Source organism: Isoptericola croceus (genome assembly GCF_029382255.1).
GTDB classification, from domain to species: domain Bacteria; phylum Actinomycetota; class Actinomycetes; order Actinomycetales; family Cellulomonadaceae; genus Isoptericola; species Isoptericola croceus.
Window position 1 is genome coordinate 492,568 of record NZ_JARLLG010000002.1, and the last position, 22,544, is coordinate 515,111.

Below are 22,544 nucleotides of genomic sequence, written 5' to 3' on the forward strand. Positions count from 1 at the left end.
CCGGGAGATTTCCCGGGCACCACCGACACGGGAGAACTGCGTGCCTGCGATCCTCGAGAAGATCCTCCGCCTGGGCGAGGGCCGGATCCTCAAGAAGCTGACTGGACTCGCCGAGCAGGTGAACCGGCTCGAGTCGAGCTTCACCGAGCTCAGTGACACCGAGCTCCAGGAGGAGACTGCCCGGTTCAAGGAACGGCTCGAGCACGGTGCGACGCTCGACGAGCTGCTCCCCGAGGCGTTCGCGACGGTCCGCGAGGCATCCCGGCGCACGCTCGGCCAGCGACACTTCGACGTGCAGATCATGGGCGGCGCGGCCCTGCACCTCGGCAACATCGCCGAGATGAAGACCGGTGAGGGCAAGACGCTCGTCGCGACGACGGCGGCGTACCTCAACGCGCTGACGGGCAAGGGCGTCCACGTCGTCACGACCAACGACTTCCTCGCGAAGTACCAGGGCGAGCTGATGGGTCGTGTCTTCCGCTTCCTGGGCATGACCACCGGTGTGATCATCTCGGGGCAGAACCCGACGGAGCGGCGCGAGCAGTACGCGGCCGACATCACGTACGGGACGAACAACGAGTTCGGGTTCGACTACCTGCGCGACAACATGGCGTGGTCGCCGGACGATCTCGTCCAGCGCGGCCACCACTTCGCGATCGTCGACGAGGTCGACTCGATCCTCATCGACGAGGCCCGCACGCCGCTCATCATCTCGGGGCCCGCCTCGGGCGACACCAACCGCTGGTTCAACGAGTTCGCCAAGGTCGTCAAGCGGCTGAACCGGGAGAACGACTACGAGGTCGACGAGAAGAAGCGCACCGTCGGGGTGCTCGAGCCCGGGATCGAGAAGATCGAGGACTACCTCGGCATCGACAACCTCTACGAGTCGCTCAACACGCCGCTGATCGGCTTCCTCAACAACGCCATCAAGGCCAAGGAGCTGTTCAAGCGCGACAAGGACTACGTCGTGCTGAACGGCGAGGTTATGATCGTCGACGAGCACACCGGCCGCATCCTCGCCGGACGGCGCTACAACGAGGGCATGCACCAGGCTATCGAGGCCAAGGAGGGTGTGCAGATCAAGGCGGAGAACCAGACTCTCGCCACGATCACCCTGCAGAACTACTTCCGCCTGTACGACAAGATCGGCGGCATGACCGGTACCGCCGAGACCGAGGCGGCCGAATTCCAGGGCACCTACAAGCTCGGCGTCGTCCCGATCCCGACGAACCGGCCGATGATCCGCATGGACCAGCCCGACCTCGTGTACAAGAACGAGGACGGCAAGTTCAACGCGGTCGTGGCCGACATCGTCGAGCGGCACGCCAAGGGCCAGCCGGTGCTCGTGGGTACCACGAGCGTCGAGAAGTCCGAGCTGTTGTCGAAGCTGCTGAAGAAGGCCGGCGTCCCGCACGACGTCCTCAACGCCAAGGAGCACGAGCGCGAGGCCTCGATCGTCGCGCAGGCGGGCCGCAAGGGAGCCGTCACGGTCGCGACGAACATGGCCGGGCGCGGCACCGACATCATGCTCGGCGGCAACGCCGAGTTCACGGCGGTCGCGGAGATGGCGGAGCGCGGCTACGACTCCACCGAGGACCCGGAGTCCTACGAGGAGGCCTGGCCCGAGGTGCTCGCCAAGGCGACGGAGTCCGTCGCCGCGGAGCACGAGGAGGTCGTCGAGCTCGGCGGTCTCTACGTGCTGGGAACCGAGCGCCACGAGTCGCGGCGCATCGACAACCAGCTGCGTGGTCGGTCCGGCCGTCAGGGAGACCCGGGCGAGTCGCGCTTCTACCTGTCCATGCAGGACGACCTGATGCGGTTGTTCAACTCCGGGCTGGCCGAGTCGATGATGGGTCGTGCCGGCTTCCCGGACGACATGCCGCTCGAGTCGAAGATGGTGACGCGCGGCATCCAGAGCGCGCAGTCGCAGGTCGAGTCCCGCAACTTCGAGATCCGCAAGAACGTCCTCAAGTACGACGACGTCCTGTCCCGCCAGCGCACCGTGATCTATGACGAGCGCCACCGTGTCCTGGAGGGTGAGGACCTGCACGAGCAGGTGCAGCACTTCATCACGGACGTCGTCACGGCGTACGTCGAAGGTGCCGCCGACGACGGCAACGCCGAGGGCTGGGACCTCGACGGTCTGTGGACGGCGCTGCGCTCGGTCTTCCCGGTCTCGATCACGGTCGACGACGTCGTGGCGGAGGCCGGGGGCCGCGACCGCCTGAACCGGGAGATGCTCCTCGAGGAGCTGCTCTCGGACGCCCGCGTCGCCTACGCCGCCCGTGAGGAGGCCCTGGGATCCGCGGCGATGCGCCAGCTCGAGCGCCGCGTGGTGCTGTCGGTCCTCGACCGCAAGTGGCGTGAGCACCTCTACGAGATGGACTATCTCAAGGAGGGCATCGGCCTGCGTGCCATGGCCCAGCGTGACCCCCTCATCGAGTACCAGCGAGAGGGTTTCCAGCTCTTCCAGGCCATGACCGAGGCGATCAAGGAGGAGTCGGTCGGCTACCTCTTCAACCTCGAGGTCCAGGTCAAGCAGGCCGGCGACGACTCCGCGGACCTGGACGACGGGCCGACGATCTCCGTCAACGCTGCCGCCGCGGCGGCCGGTTCGTCCGCCGCGCAGGCGATCGGTGCTGGGGGAGCGGCGGTCGTCGGTGCTGACGCCGCCGAGGAGGCGCCGCTCGAGGAGCCGTCGACGGAACCGCGGGGGCCACAGGTCCCCGCGGCGTTCGGTGGCGCCGAGGAGCCCGTCCTGGTCGCCAAGGGTCTCGACACCCCGAGGCCGCCCCAGAACCTGCAGTACTCCGCGCCGAGCGAGGACGGCTCGACCACCTCGAGCGGCGACTCGCGAGCGGCGCGCCGTGCTCTGCACGGTGAGGCGACCGCGGCCAGCGCCGATGGTCGTACCTTCCCGGGCACCCCCCGCAACGCGCACTGCCCGTGCGGGTCGGGGAAGAAGTACAAGATGTGCCACGGCGTCAACGAGTGACCTGCGGGTGACCTGCCCGGTGCGCTAGGGAGTCCTCAGCCGAGCTCGAGGACCGCGACGCGCCAGACGCCGCGCCGTGCCTCGAGCCGGACGGCAGCAGCCCGGACGCGACCGTCGTCCTCGAGGACGACGGTCGCCTCGGCGGTGCTGTCGCCGAGGCGGACGGTGCGGATCCGCCGGACGGTCACCGGGACGCCGGTGCGCGTCTCGCTGCGGCGGGCCTGGACCAGCTGTGCGCGGTGGACGAGCTGGTCCAGGACCTGCGGCGTCACCCAGCGGGCGATGTGCGTCGCCGGGCGGTCGCCACGCAGGACCTCGACGGCGGCTCGCACGACGGAGCCGCACATCGCCGTCGGGTCGGGCAGCCGCGTCGGGGCAGCCGGCGCCGCCGGCAGCGGTCGGCCGGGCGTGGGTGTCGGATCGGCCGGGACGGCACCGATGCGCACTCGTCGCACCGGCTCCGGCCGCCGGGACGCGCGCGGAGGAGCCGCCGGGCGGCGCGCCCGGGGAGGGCTCGCGACGCGCAGGCGTCGGGCGCCCGTGCCTGCCGGCTCGACGTTCTCGGATGCTGTCGTGGTCATGAGGTCACTCCGGGTGTGGGTGAGGCCTGGTGAGGGCAGGACGGCGCGGCGTGCGTCAGGGTGCGCGGAGCACCTGACCGGGCAGGATGAGGTCGGGGTCGTCCCCGATCACGTCCCGGTTGGTGTCGTGCCAGGAGGTGACGGCCCGCAGCACGTCGGCGGGCGTGGCGTCCCCGGGAAGCTCGCGGGCAGCGATGTCCCACAGCGTGTCTCCGCGCTTGACGACGATCTCGTCGGCGCCCCCGTCGTCCTGGTGGGAGGTGCGCTGGGCGCTGCTGATCGCCGGTGACGCGCCGTCTCCAGCGGCCTGGGGTCCCGCGGCGCTCCCGATGCTGACGGTGGTCACGGACTCGGTGCTCTCGGCCTCGCCGGGGCCGGGGAGTGCATCGTCCGCGGTGGACTCCCAGCCCAGCTCCAGCACGACGGCGGGGGTGCCGCCCGGGTCGGGAGCCTCGTGAGCGAGGGCGGTGCCTGGCGTCAGGACCAGGCCGGCTCCCAGCCCCGCGCCGAGAGCCCCACGGGCGAGCCGGCGGACGATCCCCGGTGCCCAGCGGCCCACCACGGTCTCCACGGTGCGATCGGGGCGTCCCTGCCGCACCGCGGCGATGCCGGCGAGTGCGGCGATCGCCCCGAGGAGGAGCCAGGCCGCCCCGGCGGCGCCGGCGACCAGGACCAGCAGCTCGACCCAGGTCTCGACCCGCGCCGTCCGCGCGGACTGGGCGTCGGCCGGCGCCACGGTGCGGATCCGGAGCCCGAGCAGCGCCAGGGCTGCGAGAGAGGCGGTGAGCACCGCGAGAAGCCCTGACATGCTGCGCGTGACGCCCGGCGCTGTCGACCTGCGAATCATCTGCCAACCCCCGTCGATCCAGCTGTTTCATGCCTGTTGATATCAGTTGATGCTCTCTGATGGCAGATATTGAACCGTAGTGTGGCCCTCGTGTCCAGAGCACGGCATCCTGGACCGCGGCCCGCACCGGGCCGCACGCCGGAGGGGGGCGCTGGTGACGACGTCGGACACCTCACGCTGGACGCTGCTCTTCGCCGACCTCGAGGCGCAGCTCGCGGCCGAGGAGGCAGCGGAACGGGACGGCACGGTCGCGGAGCTGACCCGCGCGGAGCAGGCGTCGGTGCCGCTGGTGGACCGTCTCCGTGCCGCGCAGGGCAGGCCCTTGCGCCTCGACCTGCGCGACGGCGAAGTTCTCGAGGGGCGGCTCGAGCGGGTCGCCACCGAATGGGTCCAGCTCGACGCGAGCGCCGCGCGAGGCGGCCGGGTGCAGCACGTCGTGCCGTTGTCCGCCGTCGTCGGCGTCGCCGGCCTGGGTCGGTACGCCGTCCCCTCGGCGGCCCGTACCGACCGACTGGGCCTCGGCACGGCGTTGCGCGGGCTGCAACGGGACCGCGCGCGGGTCCAGGTGCGGACCACGGCGCACGTGGTGCTGGGCCGGATCGCCCGCGTCGGCGCGGACCACCTCGACGTGGAGGAGCTCGACGCGGGCCGACCGAGCGTGCGGGTCGTCCCGTTCGCCGCTCTGGTCCGGGTCAGCGAGACGTGAGGATCACCGAGCGCTGATCACAGGGTGCCCGAGTCGATCCGCTCGCGCGTGCGGTCGTACTGCTGCGCGATGTACTCCTCGAGCTTGGCGGTCTCGACCCGCCAGACCTTCTTGGGGCCGACCTGGATCGCGGGCAGCTCGCCGGAGCGCACGAGCGAGTACGCCTGGGCGGCGGAGATGCTGAGCGTCTCCTGCACCTCGGCGAGGGAGAGGAAGCGGCTGGCCATAGGGCGATCTTCCCACACGGGTGGCTCTTGGTGCGGGTTGTCCACAGGTGATGACGGATGCTTCCGGTCTCGCGCGGTGTCCCGGATGATGGATCGCGCCACCGTCCCAGGTCAGGGGGCCGCTAGCGTGCCTCCCGCCCGACGGACTGCCCGCCCGCACCGGACGACGCGACGCGTCCGGCCGAATCCGAAGGACCACCGTGAGCAACGAAGCACTCCCGGCCCCGGCTGCACCCCGGCTGCGCCGACCGACCTGGCGCGACCCCCGGCTGGTGGTCGGGATCGTCCTCGTGGCGGTCGCGGTGGCCCTGGGTTCGTGGGTCGTGTCGAACGCCGATCGCACCGTGCCGGTCTACGTCGCCGCCGGGACGCTGACCCCCGGAGAGCCGGTCGACGAGTCACGGCTGCGCGTCGTGGACGTGAACCTGGGTGTCGAGGCGGACCGCTACCTCCGGGCCGACGCCGCCCTCCCTGCCGGGCAGGTCGCCCTGCGCGTGGTCTCCGACGGCGAGCTGGTCGCCCACAGTGCCGTCGGGGACGCCGGGTCGGTCGACGTGCGCTCGGTCGCGGTCCCCGTCGGGGCCGGGCTCTCCGAGCGCATCACCGAAGGCGCCGTCGTCGACCTCTGGTTCGTCCCCGCGGCGACGTTGGACACGGCGGGGAGCACGGACGAGCCGGAGCCGCTCGTGACCGGCGTCGTCGTCGAACAGGTGGACGCCGCTGCGGGAGGGCTGGTCGTGGCCGACCGCGGCACCCTGCACGTCCTGGTGGGCTCGGAGGAGCTTCCCGCCGTGCTGGCCGCGCTCGGCGCCGACGGCACGGTCACCGTCGTCCCCGTGGCGGGCGCCTGATGCCTGCCGAGGTCACCGTCCTGTGCGCCGTGAGCGGCCCGGCCGAGACGGATGTCGTGCTCGCGCTCGGAGCGCCCGGCGCGGGCACGAGCGTCACACGACGATGCGGAGACCTCGCGGAGCTTCTCGCCGCCGCCGCCGCCGGGGCTGGGACCGTCGCGGTGGTGTCCGCCGACCTGCCTGGTCTCGACCGGGAGGCTGTCGGCCGGCTGCACGGTGCGGGCACCCGGGTCGTCGCCTTCGCCGACGACGGTCCCGCCGAGCGACTGCAGGCGCTCGGGTTCGAGGCGGTCCTCGATGGCCCTGCGGACCCGCGGCTCCTCGACGCCGTCCGTGACACGGGTCGGGTCGACGACCCGCTCGCCACGCACGAGATGGACCTCTCCGCCCTGTCCGGCGGCGACGTCGGGGGAGTGCCCGCGAGCCCGGGCGCGGTCGTCGCGGTGTGGGGCCCGGTCGGAGCCCCGGGACGCACCACGACCGCGATCGAGCTGGCCGCGGAGCTGGCCGGCCTCGGTGGTCGACGGTCCGGGCGCCGTCGGCGGCGCCAGGAGGCGCCTGCCCCGCCCACCGGTTCCGCGCTCCTGGTCGACGCGGACACCTACGGTTCGTGCATCGCGTCCCGCCTCGGTCTGCTCGACGACGCGCCGGGACTTGCCGCCGTCGCACGGGCGGCGGCGCAGGGCACTCTCGATCTGGCCACGTTGGGCAGGCACGCGCCGGTCGTGGAGGGGCGGCTGCGCGTCCTCACGGGCATCACGCGCGCCGCACGGTGGCCCGAGCTGCCCGCCAGTGCCATCGAGGTCGTGCTCGAGCGTGCGCGGTCCCTCGTGGACTGGACGGTCGTCGACTGCGGGCCGCTGGTCGAGGCCGACGAGCTGCTCATGTACGACACGCACGCCCCGCAGCGCAACGGTGCGACCCTCGCCGCCCTGCAGGCCGCGGACCTGGTCGTGGTCGTCGGGGCCGCCGACCCGATCGGCATCCAACGCCTGGTCCGAGGGCTCGAAGGGCTGGCCGAGGCGCCGGTGCCGGTCCCGGCGAGCCGCCTCGTGGTCGCCAACCGCGTGCGGTCCACGGCGGTCGGGCCCGACCCGGTGCGTGCCGTGAGCGACGCCCTCCAGCGGTACGCCGGGGTGACGGAGGTGCACCCGGTCCCGGACGACGGACCGGCGCTCGACGCGGCGCTGCTCGCCGGGCGGACGCTCGCCGAGCAGGCGCCGTCGTCGTCCGCGCGGGAGGCGTTCGCCGACCTGGCGGCGCTGGTGCGCGAGCGGGTCGGCGCGCCCGTGCCTGCCTGAGACGGGTGGCCGGGGCAGACTGGGGTCATGCGCCTCTACGTGCCTGCGACCCTCGACGACCTCGACACCATGACCGTGACGGCGCGCGGCAGCCGGTGGGACGTCCCGCCGCGGGGCGCGCACGCCGTGACCGGCGCCCTCGTGGCCGCGCTGTCCGACGAGGACGACGAGACGCGTGAGTACGCCGCCTTCCTCGCCGCCGCCGACGCCGCGCTCGTGCTCGTGGCCGGGGATGCCGGTGCCGCCCCGCTGCGGGCGGTCGTCACGGTGGAGGTGCCCGACCACGCGGTGACGGAGGCCGCGGGAGACGTGGCACCGTCCGGGGTCGACGTCATGGCCGTGCCGGGAACGAAGGTCGAGGCGATCCACGTCGACGAGCCGGAGGCGGCCCGCGATGTGCGGGCGCTCCTCGCGGCCGTCGACGCGGACGACGACGAGGCGCTGGAGACGGCGACCGACCTCCTCGACCAGCGGGACCTGCTCTGGTATCACCCCACCGAGGCGCACCAGGTGCCGCGCCCCCCAGCCTGACGTTGTGGGCGGGATTTCTGGCCCGAAGAATCAACTAAAGCGGGCAAAAAGGGCCAGAAATCCCGCCCACAACGCTGTCAGCCGAGGTAGACGAGGGCCTTGTCGTGGAGGTGCCCGTTTGTCGCCAGCGCGTTGCCGCCCCACGGGCCGTCCGTGCCGTCGAGGGACGTGAACCGGCCGCCCGCCTCGGTGACGATGGGCACGAGCGCGGCCATGTCGTACAGCTCCAGCTCGGGCTCGGCGGCGATGTCGGCGGCCCCCTCGGCGACCAGCATGTACGACCAGAAGTCGCCGTACCCTCGCGTCCGCCAGCACTCGCGCGTCAGGTCCAGGAAGCCGTTGAGCTTGTCGCGTTCCTCCCACCCGGACAGCGAGGAGTAGGCGAACGAGGCGTCGGACAACGACGAGACCCCGGAGCAGGACACCCGGCTCGCCGCCGCGATCGACTTGCCCGTCCACGCACCCGACCCCTTGGCCGCCCACCAGCGCCGTCCCAGCGCCGGGGCGGAGACGAGCCCCATGACGACCTCGTCGCCGTCCGCCAGCGCGATGAGCGTCGCCCAGACGGGCACGCCGCGCACGAAGTTCTTGGTCCCGTCGATCGGGTCGATGATCCAGCGCCGCGCACCGCTGCCGGCCTCGCCGTACTCCTCGCCGACGATGGCGTCTCGCGTGCGCGCCCGGGCGAGCTGTGCGCGGATGAACTCCTCGGCGCCACGGTCGGCGTCGGACACGGGAGAGTCGTCCGGCTTGGTCTCCACGTGCAGGTCCACCGCCTTGAACCGCGACATCGTCATCGAGTCGACCTGGTCGGCGATCACGTGGGCCAGGCGCAGGTCGTCCTCGTACGTGCGCCCGCGCCCGTGCGGGCTGGAAGTCTGCTGAAAGGTGGCCACGACTCACACGGTAGCGGTCCGCGAGGCCAGCAGGCGCCGGAACGACGCCAGGCGGGCAGCGCGTGTCGTCCGGGTGGCGTCGTCCGCCGCGTCAGCAGTCCACTCGTCGAGCGCGCAGTCCGGCGCGTCGGCCAGGTGCGTGCAGCCGCGGGGGCACCGGGCCGCGACCTCCTCGAGGTCGTCGAACGCGGCCAGCAGGTGACCCACCTCGACGTGCGCGAGCCCGAACGAGCGCACCCCGGGGGTGTCGATCACCCAGCCGTCGTAGTCCGCGCCGGCGGTCCCGCCAGGCACGGGCAGGCGCAGCGCGACGGCGGAGGTGGAGGTGTGCCGCCCGCGTCCGGTGACGACGTTGACGACCCCTGTCGCCCGGTCCGCGTCCGGGACCAGGGCGTTGATGAGCGTCGACTTGCCCACGCCGGAGTGCCCCACCAGGACCGACGTCCGGCCGAGCAGGTGCTCGCGGACCGTCTCGACGGCCTCGGCCGAGTCGCGACGGGTCACGACCACCTCGACGCCGAGCGGCGTGTAGAGGTCGCGCAGCTCGTCGGGGGAGGCGAGGTCCGCCTTCGTCAGGCACAGCAGGACGTCCATGCGGGCGTCGTAGGCCGCCACGACGCAGCGGTCGATCATCCCGGTGCGGGGCTCGGGTTGCGCGAGTGCGGTGACCACGACGAGCTGGTCGGCGTTGGCGACGACGATCCGCTCGTACGGGTCGGTGTCGTCCGCGGTCCGGCGCAGCACCGAGGTGCGTTCGGTGATGCGGACGATGCGGGCGAGGGTGCCCTCGGCTCCGGAGGTGTCGCCGACGACGTCGACGCGGTCGCCGACGACGGCGCGGGTGCGGCTGAGCTCGCGCGCCTTCATGGCGAGGATCTCGCGCTCGTCGGGGCCGCCGTCGTCGAGCACGAGCGTGTACCGCCCCCGGTCCACGCCGATGACCAGTCCTGCCACGGCGTCGGCGTGCTCGGGACGCTGCTTGCTGCGGGGCCGCGAGCCGTGCTTGGAGGGGCGCGCGAACCGCGCGTGCTCGTCGCGGACCCGGCGCGCCATCAGGCGCGATCCTCCGCCGGGCGGCCGAGCATCCGCAGCCACATCGCGTCGAAGCCGGGCAGGGTCTTGGCCGTGGTGGCGACGTCCTCGACCTGCAGGCCGGGCACGCGCAGGCCGAGCAGCGCGGCCGACGTCGCCATCCGGTGGTCCGCGTAGGTGCGGAACACCGCACCGTGCAGGGGGCGCGGGGTGATCACGAGCCCGTCCCGCGTCTCCTCGCACCGCCCACCGAGGCGCGTGATCTCCGTGGCGAGCGCCGCCAGGCGGTCGGTCTCGTGCCCGCGCAGGTGGGCGATGCCGCGCAGGCGGCTGGGGGAGTCGGCGAGGGCGGCCAGGACGGCGAACGTCGGGGCGAGCTCGCCGCCCGCGTGCAGGTCGACGTCGACGCCGTGGATCTCGCCGGTGCCGGTCACCGTCAGGACGTCGCCGTCCACGGACGCGGTGCCGCCCATCTGCTCCAGGAGTCCGGGCACCATCGCGCCGGGCTGCGTGGTGTGCTCCGGCCAGCCGGGCACGCGCACGGTGCCGCCGGCCACGAGTGCCGCGGCGAGGAACGGTGCGGCGTTGGACAGGTCGGGCTCCACGCGGACGTCCCGCGCGGCGATCGGTCCGGGGGTGACCTGCCAGATGCCGTCCCGGGAGTCGTCCACCTCGACGCCGACCTCGCGCAGCGTGGCCACCGTCATCGCGATGTGGGGAAGGCTCGGCAGGGTGGCACCGATGTGGCGCAGGACCAGCGGCCGCTCGAACCGCGGGGCGGCGAGCAGCAGCGCCGAGACGAACTGGGAGGAGCCGGAGGCGTCGACGTCGACGGCTCCGCCGGCGACCCGGCCGCGGCCGCGCACGGTGAACGGCAGGTGCGTCGGGAACTCCGGCCCCGCGCCGGACACCAGGACCCCGAGGCTGTGCAGCCCGGCGAGCACCGGCAGCATGGGGCGCACCCGGGCCTCGGGGTCGCCGTCGAACCGGACGTCGCCGTCGGCCAGGGCGGCCACCGGCGGGAGGAACCTCATGACGGTGCCGGCCAGGCCGCAGTCGATGTCGGTGCCGCCCGTGACGGGGCCCGGTGCGACGTGCAGCGTGCTCGGGCTCTCGCCCTCGGTGATGGTGGCGCCCAGCGAGCGCAGCGCGCCGATCATGAGGTCGGCGTCGCGCGAGCGCAGCGCGCCCCGCAGGGTGCCGTCGCCGTCCGCCAGGGCGGCGAGCACGAGCAGCCGGTTCGTGAGGGACTTGCTGCCCGGGACCTCGACCGTGGCGTCCAGGGGGCCGTCGGCCACCGGGGCGTCCCAGAGCGGTGCTGTGGTCTGGTCGGGCGCAGTCGTCATGGGCCCGAGCCTAGTTGAACCCGGTCCGACGGCGGTCGCCGCGTCCGGACGTCAGGACACCTTGGCCTTCGCCCGCGCCACGGCGGCCTTGGCCTGCTTGGCGGCGGAACGGGCGTCGTGGGTCGCGGTCCCGGCCGTGTGCCGGACGGACTTCGAGGCCGACGACGCGGCGTGCCGGGCGTCCTTGGTCGCGGACTCCACGGTGTGCTTGGCCGACTTCGACGCCGAGGCGCGCTTCTGCTCGATCCGGTAGCCGACGCCGGGCCGCCCTTCGAGGTCGATGCCGGCGACGACGGCCGCGCCGACGGAGCCGAGGTTGCGCACGAACTTGGCGGTCTTCTCCTTGCGCACGTCGCCGGAGGAGGTGAAGGGCTGGTTGACGGCCGCCAGCGGTGCGGTGAGCGCGGCCAGCGTCAGGGCGGCGGTCCGGGGCGCCCGGCCGACGGCGAGGAGCAGGCCGGCGGCGATGGTCGCGGCGCCGTGGGCACGTACCAGGAGGGACACCTGGGTGTCGTCGAGGCGATCGATCCCGAGGGCCTCGGTCGCTCTGTCCGCACCCTCCCGCGCGGCGGCCGTGTGCTCGGAGGGGTGCAGTGCGGCAGAGAGCCCGTCGTAGACGAACGGGGCGGCCAGCAGGGGGCGGGCGAGTCGTCGCAGCAGCATGGGCCCACTGTGGCAGAGCAGGCGGGGTCTTGCCCACCGGTGTGGGCGGTTGACCGGTGGGTGGGGATGCGTTCGGATGGTTGCCGTGAGCCCAGCTTCCCGAGGTGTCGTGGCGCCCGCCGTCCTTGCGGCCGTCCTCCTGACGGCCTGCGGCGACGGTGGCGCGACGAGTCTCGTGCCGGACGAGCCGGCCGACGTCAGCGGTGTGGTGGTCGACGGTGCCGTGTTCGGTGGCGGCCCGGCGCTCGCGCAGGCCTCCGACGACTACTACGAGGGCATGGCGCTGGTCACGGACGAGACGGTCGTGGTGGCTGCCGACGGGTCCGAGGCCGATGCCTCGGACCTCGTCGAAGGGGTCGCGGTGGAGCTCTGGGTCACCGAGTTCTGCGCCGAGTCCTACCCGGTGCAGTGCGGCGTCGAGGTGGTCCGGGTCGTCGAGCCCTAGCGGCGCGGTCCGCCCGGGTGCGGGCTCAGTGCAGCTCGGTGCCCTCCCACCACTCCGGGTGGGATCGTGGTGGACGGTGCCGGCCGAGCCCGTCCCGGCGGACGACCGGCACGAGCGCCGCGAGGGAGCCGACGACGAGCACTCCGGCGAGGATCAGCAGGATGGTGGTCATGGCAGCAATTCTTCGCCCGCCTAGATCCAGTCACCAGTGGCAGATTTGTCAACAACCATCGATTTTCTGCCACCCTCGTGACAGGATGGCCCCATGATCCGCAAGGTCGCCGCCGTCGTGGTCCCCGGGGTCGCCCCGTTCGAGCTCGGCATCGCCTACGAGGTCTTCGGGATCGATCGCCGCGCCACCGGCGGGCCCACCTTCGACTTCACGCTCTGCACCCCGGAGCCGGGCACGGTCCCCACCAAGGGCGGTTTCCCCATCGGGGTCGAGGCAGGGCTGGACGCCACTGCCGACGCCGACGTCGTCGTCGTGGTCGCCTACGACGTCATCTCGGACGAGGACCACATCGACGTCGCGCCCGCCTACCTCGACGCCCTCCGGCACGCCCACGCCCGCGGCGCCTGGATCCTCTCGCTGTGCTCCGGGGCGTTCGTGCTGGCCGCGGCCGGGTTGCTCGACGGACGCCGCTGCACCACCCACTGGATGTTCTCCGACCGGCTCGCCGCCGCCGCGCCCCGGGCCGACGTCGACCCCGATGTCCTCTTCGTCGACGACGACCGCATCATCACCAGCGCCGGCACCGCAGCCGGCATCGACGCGGCCCTGCACCTCGTGCGCACCGAGCTCGGCGGGGAGGCGGCACGATCCATCGCCCGCCGGATGGTCGTGCCGCCGCAGCGTGACGGTGGCCAGGCCCAGTACGTCGTCGACCCGCTGCCCTGCGAGGCCGACTCGCTGTCCGACCTGCTGGGCTGGATGCGCGAGAACCTCGCCGAACCTCACACGGTGGCCGCACTGGCCCGGCGCGCCATGCTCTCCGAGCGCACCTTCGCCCGCCGCTTCCGCGACGAGACCGGCACCACACCCGCTGCCTGGCTCACGCGCCAGCGCGTGGCCCGCGCCCAGGAGCTCCTCGAGTCCACCGACGCGTCGATCGACGAGGTCGCGCGGCTCGTGGGCTTCGGCGCCGCCGCCGTCATGCGGCACCACTTCGCCCGGCGGCTCGGCACCAGCCCGGCCGCCTACCGCCGGCGCTTCGCCGCGGTCGCGTCATGACGCGCACGACGGCGGCGCGTCTCCGGGCGCGACGGCCGCACCGCCGTCGGCCCCCGGGAATGGGAGCGGCGCCCGTGTGGTTGCACGGACCGTGGCCACGCTTGCACCAGAACGACCGACCGCTGTCGCGCCCCCTGAACTACGCTCGACGGTGATGACCGACGAGACCGAGCGCACGCCGGGTGCGCACACGCCCGCGGACGAGATCGGCGAGGACACCGAGCGCGCCCCGGAGGAGACGACGGCGGACCGCGCCGCGCGCTTCGAACGTGATGCGCTGCAGTACCTCGACCAGCTCTACTCCGCCGCGTTGCGCATGACGCGCAACCCTGCGGACGCCGAGGACCTCGTGCAGGAGACGTTCGCGAAGGCGTTCGCGGCGTTCCACCAGTACAAGCCCGGGACCAACCTCAAGGCCTGGCTGTACCGCATCCTCACGAACACCTTCATCAACAACTACCGCAAGAAGCAGCGTCAGCCCCAGCAGTCGCAGACCGACGACATCGAGGACTGGCAGATCGCACGCGCCGCGACGCACACGTCCCAGGGGCTCCGCTCGGCAGAGGTCGAGGCGCTCGACCGCCTCCCCGACTCCGACGTCAAGCGTGCGCTCGCCGCGCTGCCCGAGGACCGCCGCATGGTCGTGTACTACGCGGACGTCGAGGGCTTCCCGTACAAGGAGATCGCCGAGATCATGGGAACACCGATCGGGACGGTGATGTCCCGGCTGCACCGCGGACGACGCCAGCTGCGCGAGCTGCTCGCGGACTACGCGGTCGACCGAGGACTGGCAGCAGCACCCGGAGGAGAGTCATGAACGCCGACATCACACCGGTGCCGCACGAGCCCGCCGAGGGCGAGAGCGACTGTCAGCACGTGCTCACGCACCTGTACGAGTACCTCGACTCCGAGATGACCGCGGCCGACGAGCATCGCATGCGCGCCCACGTCGCGCACTGCTCCCCGTGCCTGGTGGAGCTCAGCGTGGAGGAGATCGTCAAGAAGCTCGTCAAGCGCTCCTGCGCGGAGCAGGCGCCCGAGACCCTCCGGTTGCGCATCCGCGAGCAGATCACCATCCTCGCGAGATAGCTCCGCGCAAGACGGATCCGCACGACGAAAGAGGCCGGAAGTCCGAGATCTCGGACTCCGGCCTCTTGCGTTGGGGCGCGATGCCTCAGGCGTTGGGGCGCTTGCCGTGGTTGGCGGCCTTGCTCTTCCGGCCGCGACGCTTGCTTCCGCGCTTGCTCATGGCTGTCTCCTCAGGAGAAGGTTGACGTGGGTCGACCTATGATCCCATACGGGCGTCGGCAACGCGGCAGCCTGGCATCCCGGCACCACGGAGGCAGCATGAGCACCGAGTCCTGGGCGATCGCCGCCCCACAGACCCTCGACGTGGGCGGAGTGTCGGCGGTCTCCGTGCGGTTGCAGGGCGGCCGGGTGGACGTCGTCGTCGACGCCACGGCGACGCGGACCACCCTCGAGGTCCTCGAGGTCGGCAAGAAGCCGCTGCAGGTGGTGCACGAGGGTGGCCGGTTGCGAGTCGGCTACGAACGCTCGAAGGTCGAGGCGTTCGTCGCCCGGGTGCGGGCGCTCGGAGACTTCGAGCACGCCGTCGTCCGGCTCACCGTCCCGCAGGGTGTCAGTGTCGACATCGGGACCACGGAGGCGGACATCGACGTCGCCGGCACGGCAGGGACCGTCGTCAAGACCGTCACCGGCGCGATCCGGACCACCGACACCACCGGTTCGCTGTACGTCCGGTCCGTCTCCGGCGACGTCGCGTCGGCCACCCACACCGGTGACGTCTCGGCGCAGGTGGTGTCCGGTGCGCTCGCCCTCGACGGGACGCTGGGTCGGGTCTCGGCCAGCACGGTCTCCGGCGCCGTCGCCGTCACTGCCACGGGGTCCGCACCGATGGTGACCGCGAAGACGGTCTCCGGCGACGTGGCGCTGCGCCTCGGTGCCGGCACCCCGGTGAGCGTCAAGGTGCGGGGCGCCGCCGGGCAGGTCGTGCTCGACGGCGAGGTCCAGGCCTCGGCGGCCCGGACGCTCTCGGTCGACCGCTCCGCGGCGGGCGACGGGAGCATCGCCTACCTCACGGCGAACGTCACGTCGGCGCGAGTGATCGTCTCCCGGGACTGAGCGCCGTCAGGCGCTGTCGCCGTCGCTCGGGAGCCCCAGCCAGGAGTGCCACCCCGTGTGCAGGACGAGCCAGGCCATGAGCCCGTAGCCGGCCTGGCCAGGGTAGGTCGCACCGGTGGTGGCCAGGTCGGCCAGCCACTGCTCGTGCTGGGCGAGCGGGGTGTACGTGTCCACGTAGGGCACCCGGCGGCGGTTCGCCACGTCCGAGAACGCCGCCGACAGCTCGGCGATGCGGTCACCGTCCTCGGGACGGCCAGGAGGGGGGCCGACGACGAACGTCGCCAACCGGCGGGAGTCGGCGACGTCGAGGATGTTCGCCAGGTTCAGCCGGGAGCGCGCCACGGAGAGTCCGGCCGCCAGGTCGTGCCGGCCCAGTGCGACGACCAGACGGTTGTCGTGGGTCGACTCCGGGCCGAACCGAGGCTCCGTCTCGGCCTCCCAGCGCGCGCCGAGGGCCGACGTCGTCTCCCCGGGCACGGCGAGCACGAACGACATCGCGGGCCGGTCGAACCTCGTCCGGGCCAGCACGCGGCCGGTCCAGCCCAGGGCGCGCGCGTCCCCGACACCCACGCCGAGCTCGTCGCCCACCACACAGATGCGCACCTCGCGCTCCGTCACGAACCTTCACCACCCTGCCGTGTCGCCGTTGCGCCGCCATTGTCCCGTGCTCGGAGGCGGCACCGCATGATCCCACGCCGCGCCGCACGACCGGAGCCGTCAGGACGAGGGAGGCCGGCCCGGCCGCGCTGATACCCCTGTGTGCCACCTGCTCAGAGCAGCGTCGCGCCCCAGCGCACGGTGTGCGACTCGCCGGGGGCGAGCGTCACCAGCCGGTCACCCGTGTTGAAGGCGTCGGCATAGCAGCTCATCGGCTCGGCGGCGAGGCCGAACCGGCGGTGGCCGGTGATGTGGTCCGCGGAGCACACCTGCCAGCAGTCCATCGAGTCGTCCATCCAGATCGCCGGGGTCCGGCCGTCGGGACAACCGAGCAGGCACCAGGACAGGCCGTCGTCGTCGCGGGTCGCGCCGACCCACGCGTCGTCGAGGTCGAGCCCGGCCAGCGAGCGGGTCGCGCGCAGGTCGTGGCCACCGCTGACGGGCTCGACGCCGGTCGGCAGCAGCCGCTCGTCGACCGTGACGTGCTCGGTCGCGTCCAGCCGGACCGTGCAGGCGTCGAGGTCGGCGCCCCCGGTCGCCAGCCACGGATGGAACCCGACGCCGTAGGGCGCGGTGCCGACGCCGACGTTGCGGGTCGTCACGCGGACCTCCAGCCCGCGTGCCGCGTCGACCGAGTACCGGACCCGGCTCGTGAGCTGGAAGGGCCAGCCCTTCTGGGCGGGCAGGGCGAGCTCGAGCGTCACGGCCTCGCTCGTCACCTCGACCGCGGACCAGCGGTACCAGCAGCCGAGCCCGTGCAGCGCCGTGTGCCGGTCCGGCTCGCTGACCGCGAGCTGGTAGGTGACGCCGTCGGCCGTGTAGCGACCGTCCCGGAGGCGGTTGGGCCAGGGCAGCAGCACCGCGGCGTTGAAGACCGGGGCCGGCTCGGCCTCGTCGAAGGGGACGAAGACGTCGCGGCCGCCCACGGTGTACTCGCGCACCATCGCACCGACCTCGGTGATCGTGGCGGCGTGCGTCCCGGCGGTGATGCGGTACTGGGTGCCCGACGGCGCCTCGGGCGCGACGGGTTTCGAGGTCGTGTTCACGATCACACCGTAGTCGTCGCGCTGACAGGCCGTGTCACGCGTACCGTGTGGTGGTCACCTCAGAGGGAGAGTCAGATGGATCAGCGGGTGCTTGGCCGGACCGGACAGATGGTGTCGGTGGTCGGCCTGGGAACGTGGCAGCTCGGAGCGGACTGGGGCGAGGTCGGCGACGACGACGCGCGGGCCGTCCTCGAGTCGTCCCTCGAGGCGGGGGTGACCTTCTACGACACCGCGGACGTCTACGGCGACGGTCGGAGCGAGCAGGCGCTGGGTCGGTTCCTCGCGGACCACCCGGGCTCAGCGATCACCGTGGCGACCAAGATGGGTCGCCGTGTGGACCAGGTGCCGGAGAACTACGTCCTGCCGAACTTCCGCGAGTGGACGGACCGGTCGCGCCGCAACCTGGGTGTCGAGCGACTCGACCTCGTGCAGCTGCACTGCCCGCCGACGGCCGTGTACTCCAGCGACGAGGTGTTCGACGCCCTCGACACGCTGGTGGCCGAGCACGCGATCGCGGCCTACGGAGTCTCCGTGGAGACCGTCGACGAGGCGTTCACCGCCATCGCCCGCCCCGGTGTGGCGACGGTGCAGATCATCCTCAACGCGTTCCGGCACAAGCCCCTCGAGAAGGTCCTGCCGGCGGCGTCCGAGGCCGGCGTCGGGATCATCGCGCGGGTGCCTCTCGCGTCCGGCCTGCTCTCCGGGCGGTACACGAAGGACACGACCTTCGCCGAGAACGACCACCGCACCTTCAACCGCTCGGGCGAGGCCTTCGACGTCGGCGAGACGTTCTCCGGTGTGCCCTTCGAGACCGGCGTCGAGGCCGCGGCACGGTTCACGGAGCTGGTCGGTTCCGCACTCCAGCAGGACCTGACACCTGCCCAGGCAGCACTCGCGTGGGTCTGGCAGCGCGCAGGCGTCTCGACGGTCATCCCGGGAGCACGCAACCCTGAGCAGGCACGTCTCAACGCCGCCGCGGGAGCGGCCGAGGTGCTCGGGCCGCTCTTCGTCTCCGGTGTGCGTGAGCTGTACGAAGAGCTCGTGCGCGATCACGTCCACGACAAGTGGTGAGCGCGACGGCGTGAACGTCGCGTCGACGTGAAGAGGCCCCGGCCACGCAGGAGCGTGGCCGGGGCCTCTCGTCGTACCGTCAGCGGCTGAAGACCTGCTCGAGGAGCACCGCCTGCTCCTCCTTGTGGCGCTTGGCAGTGCCGGCGGCGGTCGAGGCCGACGCCGGGCGGGAGATGACACCCACGCGTGGCATGTCCTCCGGCAGGGCCAGGTGGAGGTACCACCAGGCGCCCTGGTTGCGGGGCTCGTCCTGGACCCACACGACCTCGGCGCCCGGGTACTTCGCGAGCTCGTCCCGCAGCTGCTGCTCCGGGAAGGGGTAGAGCTGCTCGAGACGGATGATGGCGGTCGCCTCGTCCCCCCGCTGCTCGCGCTCGGCGATCAGGTCGTAGTAGACGCGTCCGGTGCAGAGCACCACCCGCTCGACGGCCGAGGGCGAGATCTGCCCGGCGTCGACGGCGGCGTCGCCCAGCACGGGCTCGAACGTCCCCGTGGTGAAGTCCTCGACGCCCGAGGCCGCGGCCTTGAGACGCAGCAGCTGCTTCGGCGTGAGCACCACCAGCGGTCGGCGGGGCCGGTCGTAGGCCTGCTTGCGCAGCAGGTGGAAGTACGACGCCGGCGTGGACGGCTGCGCGATCGTCATGTTGTTCTCCGCAGCGAGCTGCAGGAACCGCTCGATGCGGGCCGAGGAGTGGTCCGGGCCCTGCCCCTCGTACCCGTGCGGCAGGAGCATGACCACCGACGAGTTCTGCGCCCACTTCTGCTCGGCGGACGAGATGAACTCGTCGATGACCGTCTGGGCGCCGTTGACGAAGTCGCCGAACTGCGCCTCCCACAGCACCAGGGCGTCCGGGCGCTCGACCGAGTAGCCGTACTCGAAGCCGAGTGCCGCGTACTCGCTCAGCGAGGAGTCGTAGACCCAGAACTTCGCCTGGTCGCCGGCCAGGTACAGCAGCGGCGTCCACTCCGCGCCCGTGTTGCGGTCGTGCAGGACGGCGTGCCGCTGGACGAACGTGCCGCGGCGGGAGTCCTGGCCGGCGAGCCGGACCGGTGTGCCCTCCATGAGCAGGGACCCGAAGGCGGCGAGCTCGCCGAAGCCCCAGTCGATCCCACCTTCCTTCGACATGATCTGGCGCTTCTCGAGCATCTTGGCCAGCTTGGGGTGGACGGTGAAGCCCTCGGGCGGGGAGACGTGGACGTCGCCGACGCGTTCGAGCACGGAGTGCGGCACCGACGTCTGCCAGCCGACCATCGTCCCGGCGTCCGCGCGCTGGGACTCCGGACGCTCCAGGCCGGCGACCTCCTCGGCCCCGTCGGGCGCCGTGTAGCCGCTGCCCTTGGTCTCGGTGAAGACTCGCTCGAGCTGCGCCTGGTAGTCCTTGAGCGCCTGCTCGGCCTCCTCGACCGTGATGTCCCCGCGTGCCACGAGGTTCTTCGTGTACAGCTTGCGGACCGACTGCTTCGCCTCGATGAGGTTGTACATCAGCGGCTGGGTCATCGACGGGTCGTCGCCCTCGTTGTGCCCGCGCCGGCGGTAGCAGACCATGTCGATGATGACGTCGCGGTCGAACTGCTCGCGGTAGGCGAAGGCCAGCTCGGCCACGCGGACGCAGGCCTCCGGGTCGTCGCCGTTCACGTGCAGCACGGGCACCTGGTACCCCTTGGCGACGTCCGTGGAGTACGTCGTCGAGCGCGAGGAGGTCGGACCGGTGGTGAAGCCGACCTGGTTGTTGATCACCACGTGGATCGTGCCGCCGGTGCGGTAGCCGCGCAGCTGCGCGAGGTTCAGGACCTCGGGCACCACGCCCTGGCCCGCGAACGCGGCGTCGCCGTGGATCAGGATCGGCAGGACGGAGAAGCCGTCACCGCCGAGGTCGATGCGGTCCTGCTTGGCCCGCACGATGCCCTCGAGCACCGGGTCGACCGCCTCGAGGTGCGACGGGTTCGCCGCGAGGTAGACCTTGGTGGTCGCACCGGACTCCGCGGTGAAGTTGCCCTCGGTGCCGAGGTGGTACTTGACGTCGCCGGAACCCTGGACGGACTTCGGGTCGATCTGGCCCTCGAACTCCTTGAAGATCTGGCCGTAGCTCTTGCCGGCGATGTTCGCGAGCACGTTGAGGCGGCCGCGGTGCGCCATGCCGACGCCGACCTCGTCGAGGCCGTTCTCGGCAGCCTTCGACAGGATCGCGTCGAGGAGCGGGATGACCGCCTCGCCGCCCTCCAGGGAGAAGCGCTTCTGCCCGACGTACTTGGTCGCCAGGAAGGTCTCGAACGCCTCGGCGGAGTTGAGCCGGCGCAGGATGCGGAGCTGGTCCTCCCGGGGCGTGCGGGCGTAGCCGTGCTCGAGGCGGTCCTGCAGCCACTTGCGCTGCGCCGGGTCGGCGATGTGCATGTACTCGATGCCGATGGAGCGGCAGTAGGAGTCGCGCAGCAGTCCCAGGGTGTCGCGCAGCGTGGCCTTCGGCGTGCCGCCGAAGCCGCCGGTCGGGAAGATCCGGTCGAGGTCCCACAGCGTCAGCCCGTGGTTCTGGATGTCCAGGTCCGGGTGCTTGCGCTGGCGGTAGGCGAGCGGGTCGGTGTCCGCCATGAGGTGGCCGCGGGAGCGGTAGGAGTGGATGAGCTCGGCGATCTTGGCGGGCTTGGCCGCCTCCACCTCGGCGTCGACGGTGTTGTCGCGGACCCACCGCACGGGCTCGTACGGCACGCGCAGCGCCGCGAAGACGCGGTCGTAGAAGCCGTCCAGCCCGAGCAGCTTGCCCGACAGGATCTTGAGGAACTCGCCGGACTGCGCGCCCTGGATGATGCGGTGGTCGTAGGTGGACGTGATCGTCATGACCTTCGACACGCCGAGCCGGGCGAGCCGCTCCTCGGAGGCGCCGGCGAACTCGGCGGGGTAGTCCATGGCGCCGACACCGATGATCGTGCCCTGGCCCTGCATCAGGCGCGGCACGGAGTGGACCGTGCCGATGCCGCCCGGGTTGGTGAGCGAGATCGTCGTCCCGGCGAAGTCGTCCATGCCGAGCTTGCCGCCGCGCGCCTTGCGCACGAGCTCCTCGTACGCCGCCCAGAAGGCGGCGAAGTCCATCTCCTCCGCCTTCTTGATGCTGGGCACGAGGAGCTGGCGGGACCCGTCCGGCTTGGCCAGGTCGATCGCGAGGCCGAAGCCGACGTGGGCCGGCTGCACGACGTGGGGCTTGCCGTCGGTCTCCTGGAAGTGGGCGTTCATGACCGGCATGTCCGACAGCGCCTCGACGAGCGCGAAGCCGATGAGGTGCGTGAAGGAGATCTTTCCGCCGCGGCCACGCTTGAGGTGGTTGTTGATGACGATCCGGTTGTCCACCATCAGCTTGGCGGGCACCGCGCGCACCGAGGTGGCGGTCGGGACCGAGATCGAGGACTCCATGTTGGTCACGACGCGGGCCGCGGGTCCGCGGAGCTTCTGGACGTCGTCCGTGGCGTCGTCCTCGTCGTCCTTCGGCGTGGAGCGGGCGACCTCGGCGTACGGTGCCGTCGCCGGCAGCGCCTCGGCCACCGGAGCGTCGGCGGCGGAGACCTCCGGGTCGGCCGGCACCGGAGCGGGCTCCGGCGGCTGCGACGCCTCGGCGGCCGCGGTGCCCGACGCGGGGCTGGACGCGGTGGCCGACGCCGGGCTGGGCGGGGTGGCCGCCTCCTCGACGGGCTCGGCGCGTTCGGGCTGCTCGACGGGCTCGGCGGGACGCTCGGGCGCTGCGGAGGCGCCGTCGGACGAGTCGTCCGGCGTGTAGTCCGCGAAGAAGTCCCACCACGCGGGGTCGACCGCGTTCTTGTCCTTCAGGTACTGCTCGTAGAGCTCGTCCACGAGCCACTCGTTGGCTCCGAACGACGCGCTATCGGCGTTGATCGACTCTGACCCTGCCTTGGGGGACACCACGCCCGGATCGCCCACTTTCCCGTGTTGCTTGGTTGGACTCTGCACCCGTTGTCGGGTACTTCCAGC

At 72.2% G+C, this 22,544-nt stretch carries 23 protein-coding genes; 11 read left to right on the forward strand and 12 right to left on the reverse strand.

What is annotated here, in order from left to right:
* The first annotated feature begins 40 nt into the window (after nt 1-40).
* On the forward strand, nt 41-2,995 hold the full coding sequence (gene secA, locus PZC42_RS08105) for a preprotein translocase subunit SecA (protein ID WP_277209826.1): 2,955 nt from the start codon (nt 41-43) through the stop codon (nt 2,993-2,995).
* Nucleotides 2,996-3,030: 35 nt separating this feature from the next.
* Here secA and PZC42_RS08110 read toward each other — a convergent pair whose 3' ends face one another.
* Nucleotides 3,031-3,576 (reverse strand): Rv3235 family protein, encoded by a 546-nt coding sequence (locus tag PZC42_RS08110; RefSeq protein WP_277209827.1) that lies wholly within the window; start codon nt 3,574-3,576, stop codon nt 3,031-3,033.
* Nucleotides 3,577-3,631: 55 nt separating this feature from the next.
* Nucleotides 3,632-4,384: a LysM peptidoglycan-binding domain-containing protein gene (locus tag PZC42_RS08115; protein ID WP_277209828.1), complete on the reverse strand. Its 753-nt coding sequence runs from the start codon at nt 4,382-4,384 to the stop codon at nt 3,632-3,634.
* Between the two features lie 193 nt (nt 4,385-4,577).
* Between PZC42_RS08115 and PZC42_RS08120 the strand changes: the two genes are divergently transcribed.
* Nucleotides 4,578-5,129 (forward strand): hypothetical protein, encoded by a 552-nt coding sequence (locus PZC42_RS08120; RefSeq protein ID WP_277209830.1) that lies wholly within the window; start codon nt 4,578-4,580, stop codon nt 5,127-5,129.
* A gap of 17 nt (nt 5,130-5,146) precedes the next feature.
* On the opposite strand, the gene PZC42_RS08125 is transcribed toward PZC42_RS08120, so the two are convergent.
* Complete coding sequence (locus PZC42_RS08125; protein WP_277209832.1) at nt 5,147-5,356, reverse strand: helix-turn-helix domain-containing protein; 210 nt, start codon at nt 5,354-5,356, stop codon at nt 5,147-5,149.
* 200 nt (nt 5,357-5,556) lie between these two features.
* Here PZC42_RS08125 and PZC42_RS08130 point away from each other — a divergent pair, with 200 nt between their 5' ends.
* Genes PZC42_RS08130 through PZC42_RS08140 form a run of 3 tightly spaced genes read left to right on the forward strand, consistent with a single transcriptional unit; the run spans nt 5,557 to nt 8,039 of the window.
* The gene (locus tag PZC42_RS08130) at nt 5,557-6,207 is read left to right on the forward strand and encodes a CpaB family protein (RefSeq protein ID WP_277209834.1); all 651 of its coding nucleotides are present in this window, start codon (nt 5,557-5,559) and stop codon (nt 6,205-6,207) included.
* Nucleotides 6,207-7,508 (forward strand): CpaE/TadZ family protein, encoded by a 1,302-nt coding sequence (locus PZC42_RS08135; RefSeq protein ID WP_277209835.1) that lies wholly within the window; start codon nt 6,207-6,209, stop codon nt 7,506-7,508. The genes PZC42_RS08130 and PZC42_RS08135 overlap by 1 nt, the downstream gene beginning before the upstream one ends.
* A gap of 27 nt (nt 7,509-7,535) precedes the next feature.
* The gene (locus PZC42_RS08140; protein WP_277209837.1) at nt 7,536-8,039 is read left to right on the forward strand and encodes a DUF6912 family protein; all 504 of its coding nucleotides are present in this window, start codon (nt 7,536-7,538) and stop codon (nt 8,037-8,039) included.
* Nucleotides 8,040-8,116: 77 nt separating this feature from the next.
* Here PZC42_RS08140 and hisN read toward each other — a convergent pair whose 3' ends face one another.
* The 4 genes from hisN to PZC42_RS08160 form a co-directional block, all read right to left on the reverse strand.
* The gene (gene hisN, locus PZC42_RS08145; RefSeq protein ID WP_277210005.1) at nt 8,117-8,836 is read right to left on the reverse strand and encodes a histidinol-phosphatase; all 720 of its coding nucleotides are present in this window, start codon (nt 8,834-8,836) and stop codon (nt 8,117-8,119) included.
* 102 nt (nt 8,837-8,938) lie between these two features.
* Nucleotides 8,939-9,988, reverse strand: coding sequence for a ribosome small subunit-dependent GTPase A (rsgA, locus tag PZC42_RS08150; RefSeq protein ID WP_277209839.1), 1,050 nt, complete (start codon nt 9,986-9,988; stop codon nt 8,939-8,941).
* Nucleotides 9,988-11,313 carry a 3-phosphoshikimate 1-carboxyvinyltransferase gene (gene aroA, locus PZC42_RS08155; RefSeq protein WP_277209841.1) on the reverse strand — a complete coding sequence of 442 codons (1,326 nt, stop codon included), beginning with the start codon at nt 11,311-11,313 and terminating at the stop codon, nt 9,988-9,990. Before aroA ends, rsgA begins: the two co-directional genes overlap by 1 nt.
* A gap of 51 nt (nt 11,314-11,364) precedes the next feature.
* The gene (locus PZC42_RS08160; protein ID WP_277209843.1) at nt 11,365-11,976 is read right to left on the reverse strand and encodes a DoxX family membrane protein; all 612 of its coding nucleotides are present in this window, start codon (nt 11,974-11,976) and stop codon (nt 11,365-11,367) included.
* A gap of 85 nt (nt 11,977-12,061) precedes the next feature.
* Between PZC42_RS08160 and PZC42_RS08165 the strand changes: the two genes are divergently transcribed.
* A complete protein-coding gene (locus tag PZC42_RS08165) occupies nt 12,062-12,421 on the forward strand; it encodes a hypothetical protein (RefSeq protein ID WP_277209845.1) in 360 nt (119 codons plus the stop codon).
* 25 nt (nt 12,422-12,446) lie between these two features.
* Here the strand turns inward: PZC42_RS08165 and PZC42_RS08170 are convergent, their stop codons facing one another.
* Nucleotides 12,447-12,593, reverse strand: coding sequence for a hypothetical protein (locus tag PZC42_RS08170; RefSeq protein ID WP_277209847.1), 147 nt, complete (start codon nt 12,591-12,593; stop codon nt 12,447-12,449).
* A 93-nt stretch (nt 12,594-12,686) separates the two neighbouring features.
* Between PZC42_RS08170 and PZC42_RS08175 the strand changes: the two genes are divergently transcribed.
* The 3 genes from PZC42_RS08175 to rsrA all read left to right on the forward strand — a co-directional run bounded on the left by PZC42_RS08175 (nt 12,687) and on the right by rsrA (nt 14,741).
* Nucleotides 12,687-13,652 (forward strand): GlxA family transcriptional regulator, encoded by a 966-nt coding sequence (locus tag PZC42_RS08175; RefSeq protein WP_277209849.1) that lies wholly within the window; start codon nt 12,687-12,689, stop codon nt 13,650-13,652.
* 154 nt (nt 13,653-13,806) lie between these two features.
* Complete coding sequence (locus tag PZC42_RS08180; protein ID WP_306574121.1) at nt 13,807-14,469, forward strand: sigma-70 family RNA polymerase sigma factor; 663 nt, start codon at nt 13,807-13,809, stop codon at nt 14,467-14,469.
* Nucleotides 14,466-14,741 (forward strand): mycothiol system anti-sigma-R factor, encoded by a 276-nt coding sequence (gene rsrA / locus PZC42_RS08185; protein WP_277209853.1) that lies wholly within the window; start codon nt 14,466-14,468, stop codon nt 14,739-14,741. The genes PZC42_RS08180 and rsrA overlap by 4 nt, the downstream gene beginning before the upstream one ends.
* Nucleotides 14,742-14,826: 85 nt before the next feature.
* Here the strand turns inward: rsrA and PZC42_RS23595 are convergent, their stop codons facing one another.
* On the reverse strand, nt 14,827-14,901 hold the full coding sequence (locus PZC42_RS23595; RefSeq protein ID WP_402375911.1) for a 50S ribosomal protein bL37: 75 nt from the start codon (nt 14,899-14,901) through the stop codon (nt 14,827-14,829).
* Nucleotides 14,902-14,999: 98 nt separating this feature from the next.
* Here PZC42_RS23595 and PZC42_RS08190 point away from each other — a divergent pair, with 98 nt between their 5' ends.
* Nucleotides 15,000-15,794, forward strand: coding sequence for a DUF4097 family beta strand repeat-containing protein (locus tag PZC42_RS08190; RefSeq protein ID WP_277209855.1), 795 nt, complete (start codon nt 15,000-15,002; stop codon nt 15,792-15,794).
* Between the two features lie 6 nt (nt 15,795-15,800).
* Here PZC42_RS08190 and PZC42_RS08195 read toward each other — a convergent pair whose 3' ends face one another.
* Both PZC42_RS08195 and PZC42_RS08200 read right to left on the reverse strand, forming a co-directional pair.
* Nucleotides 15,801-16,412, reverse strand: a complete 612-nt coding sequence (locus PZC42_RS08195) for a GDSL-type esterase/lipase family protein (RefSeq protein ID WP_277209856.1) — start codon at nt 16,410-16,412, stop codon at nt 15,801-15,803.
* Nucleotides 16,413-16,564: 152 nt separating this feature from the next.
* Nucleotides 16,565-17,497, reverse strand: coding sequence for an aldose 1-epimerase family protein (locus PZC42_RS08200; RefSeq protein ID WP_277209858.1), 933 nt, complete (start codon nt 17,495-17,497; stop codon nt 16,565-16,567).
* 75 nt (nt 17,498-17,572) lie between these two features.
* Between PZC42_RS08200 and PZC42_RS08205 the strand changes: the two genes are divergently transcribed.
* Nucleotides 17,573-18,568 carry an aldo/keto reductase gene (locus PZC42_RS08205; RefSeq protein WP_277209860.1) on the forward strand — a complete coding sequence of 332 codons (996 nt, stop codon included), beginning with the start codon at nt 17,573-17,575 and terminating at the stop codon, nt 18,566-18,568.
* A 79-nt stretch (nt 18,569-18,647) separates the two neighbouring features.
* On the opposite strand, the gene PZC42_RS08210 is transcribed toward PZC42_RS08205, so the two are convergent.
* Entirely contained in the window at nt 18,648-22,478 is a 3,831-nt protein-coding gene (locus PZC42_RS08210) for a multifunctional oxoglutarate decarboxylase/oxoglutarate dehydrogenase thiamine pyrophosphate-binding subunit/dihydrolipoyllysine-residue succinyltransferase subunit (protein ID WP_438802927.1), read from the reverse strand.
* Nucleotides 22,479-22,544 lie beyond the last annotated feature (66 nt).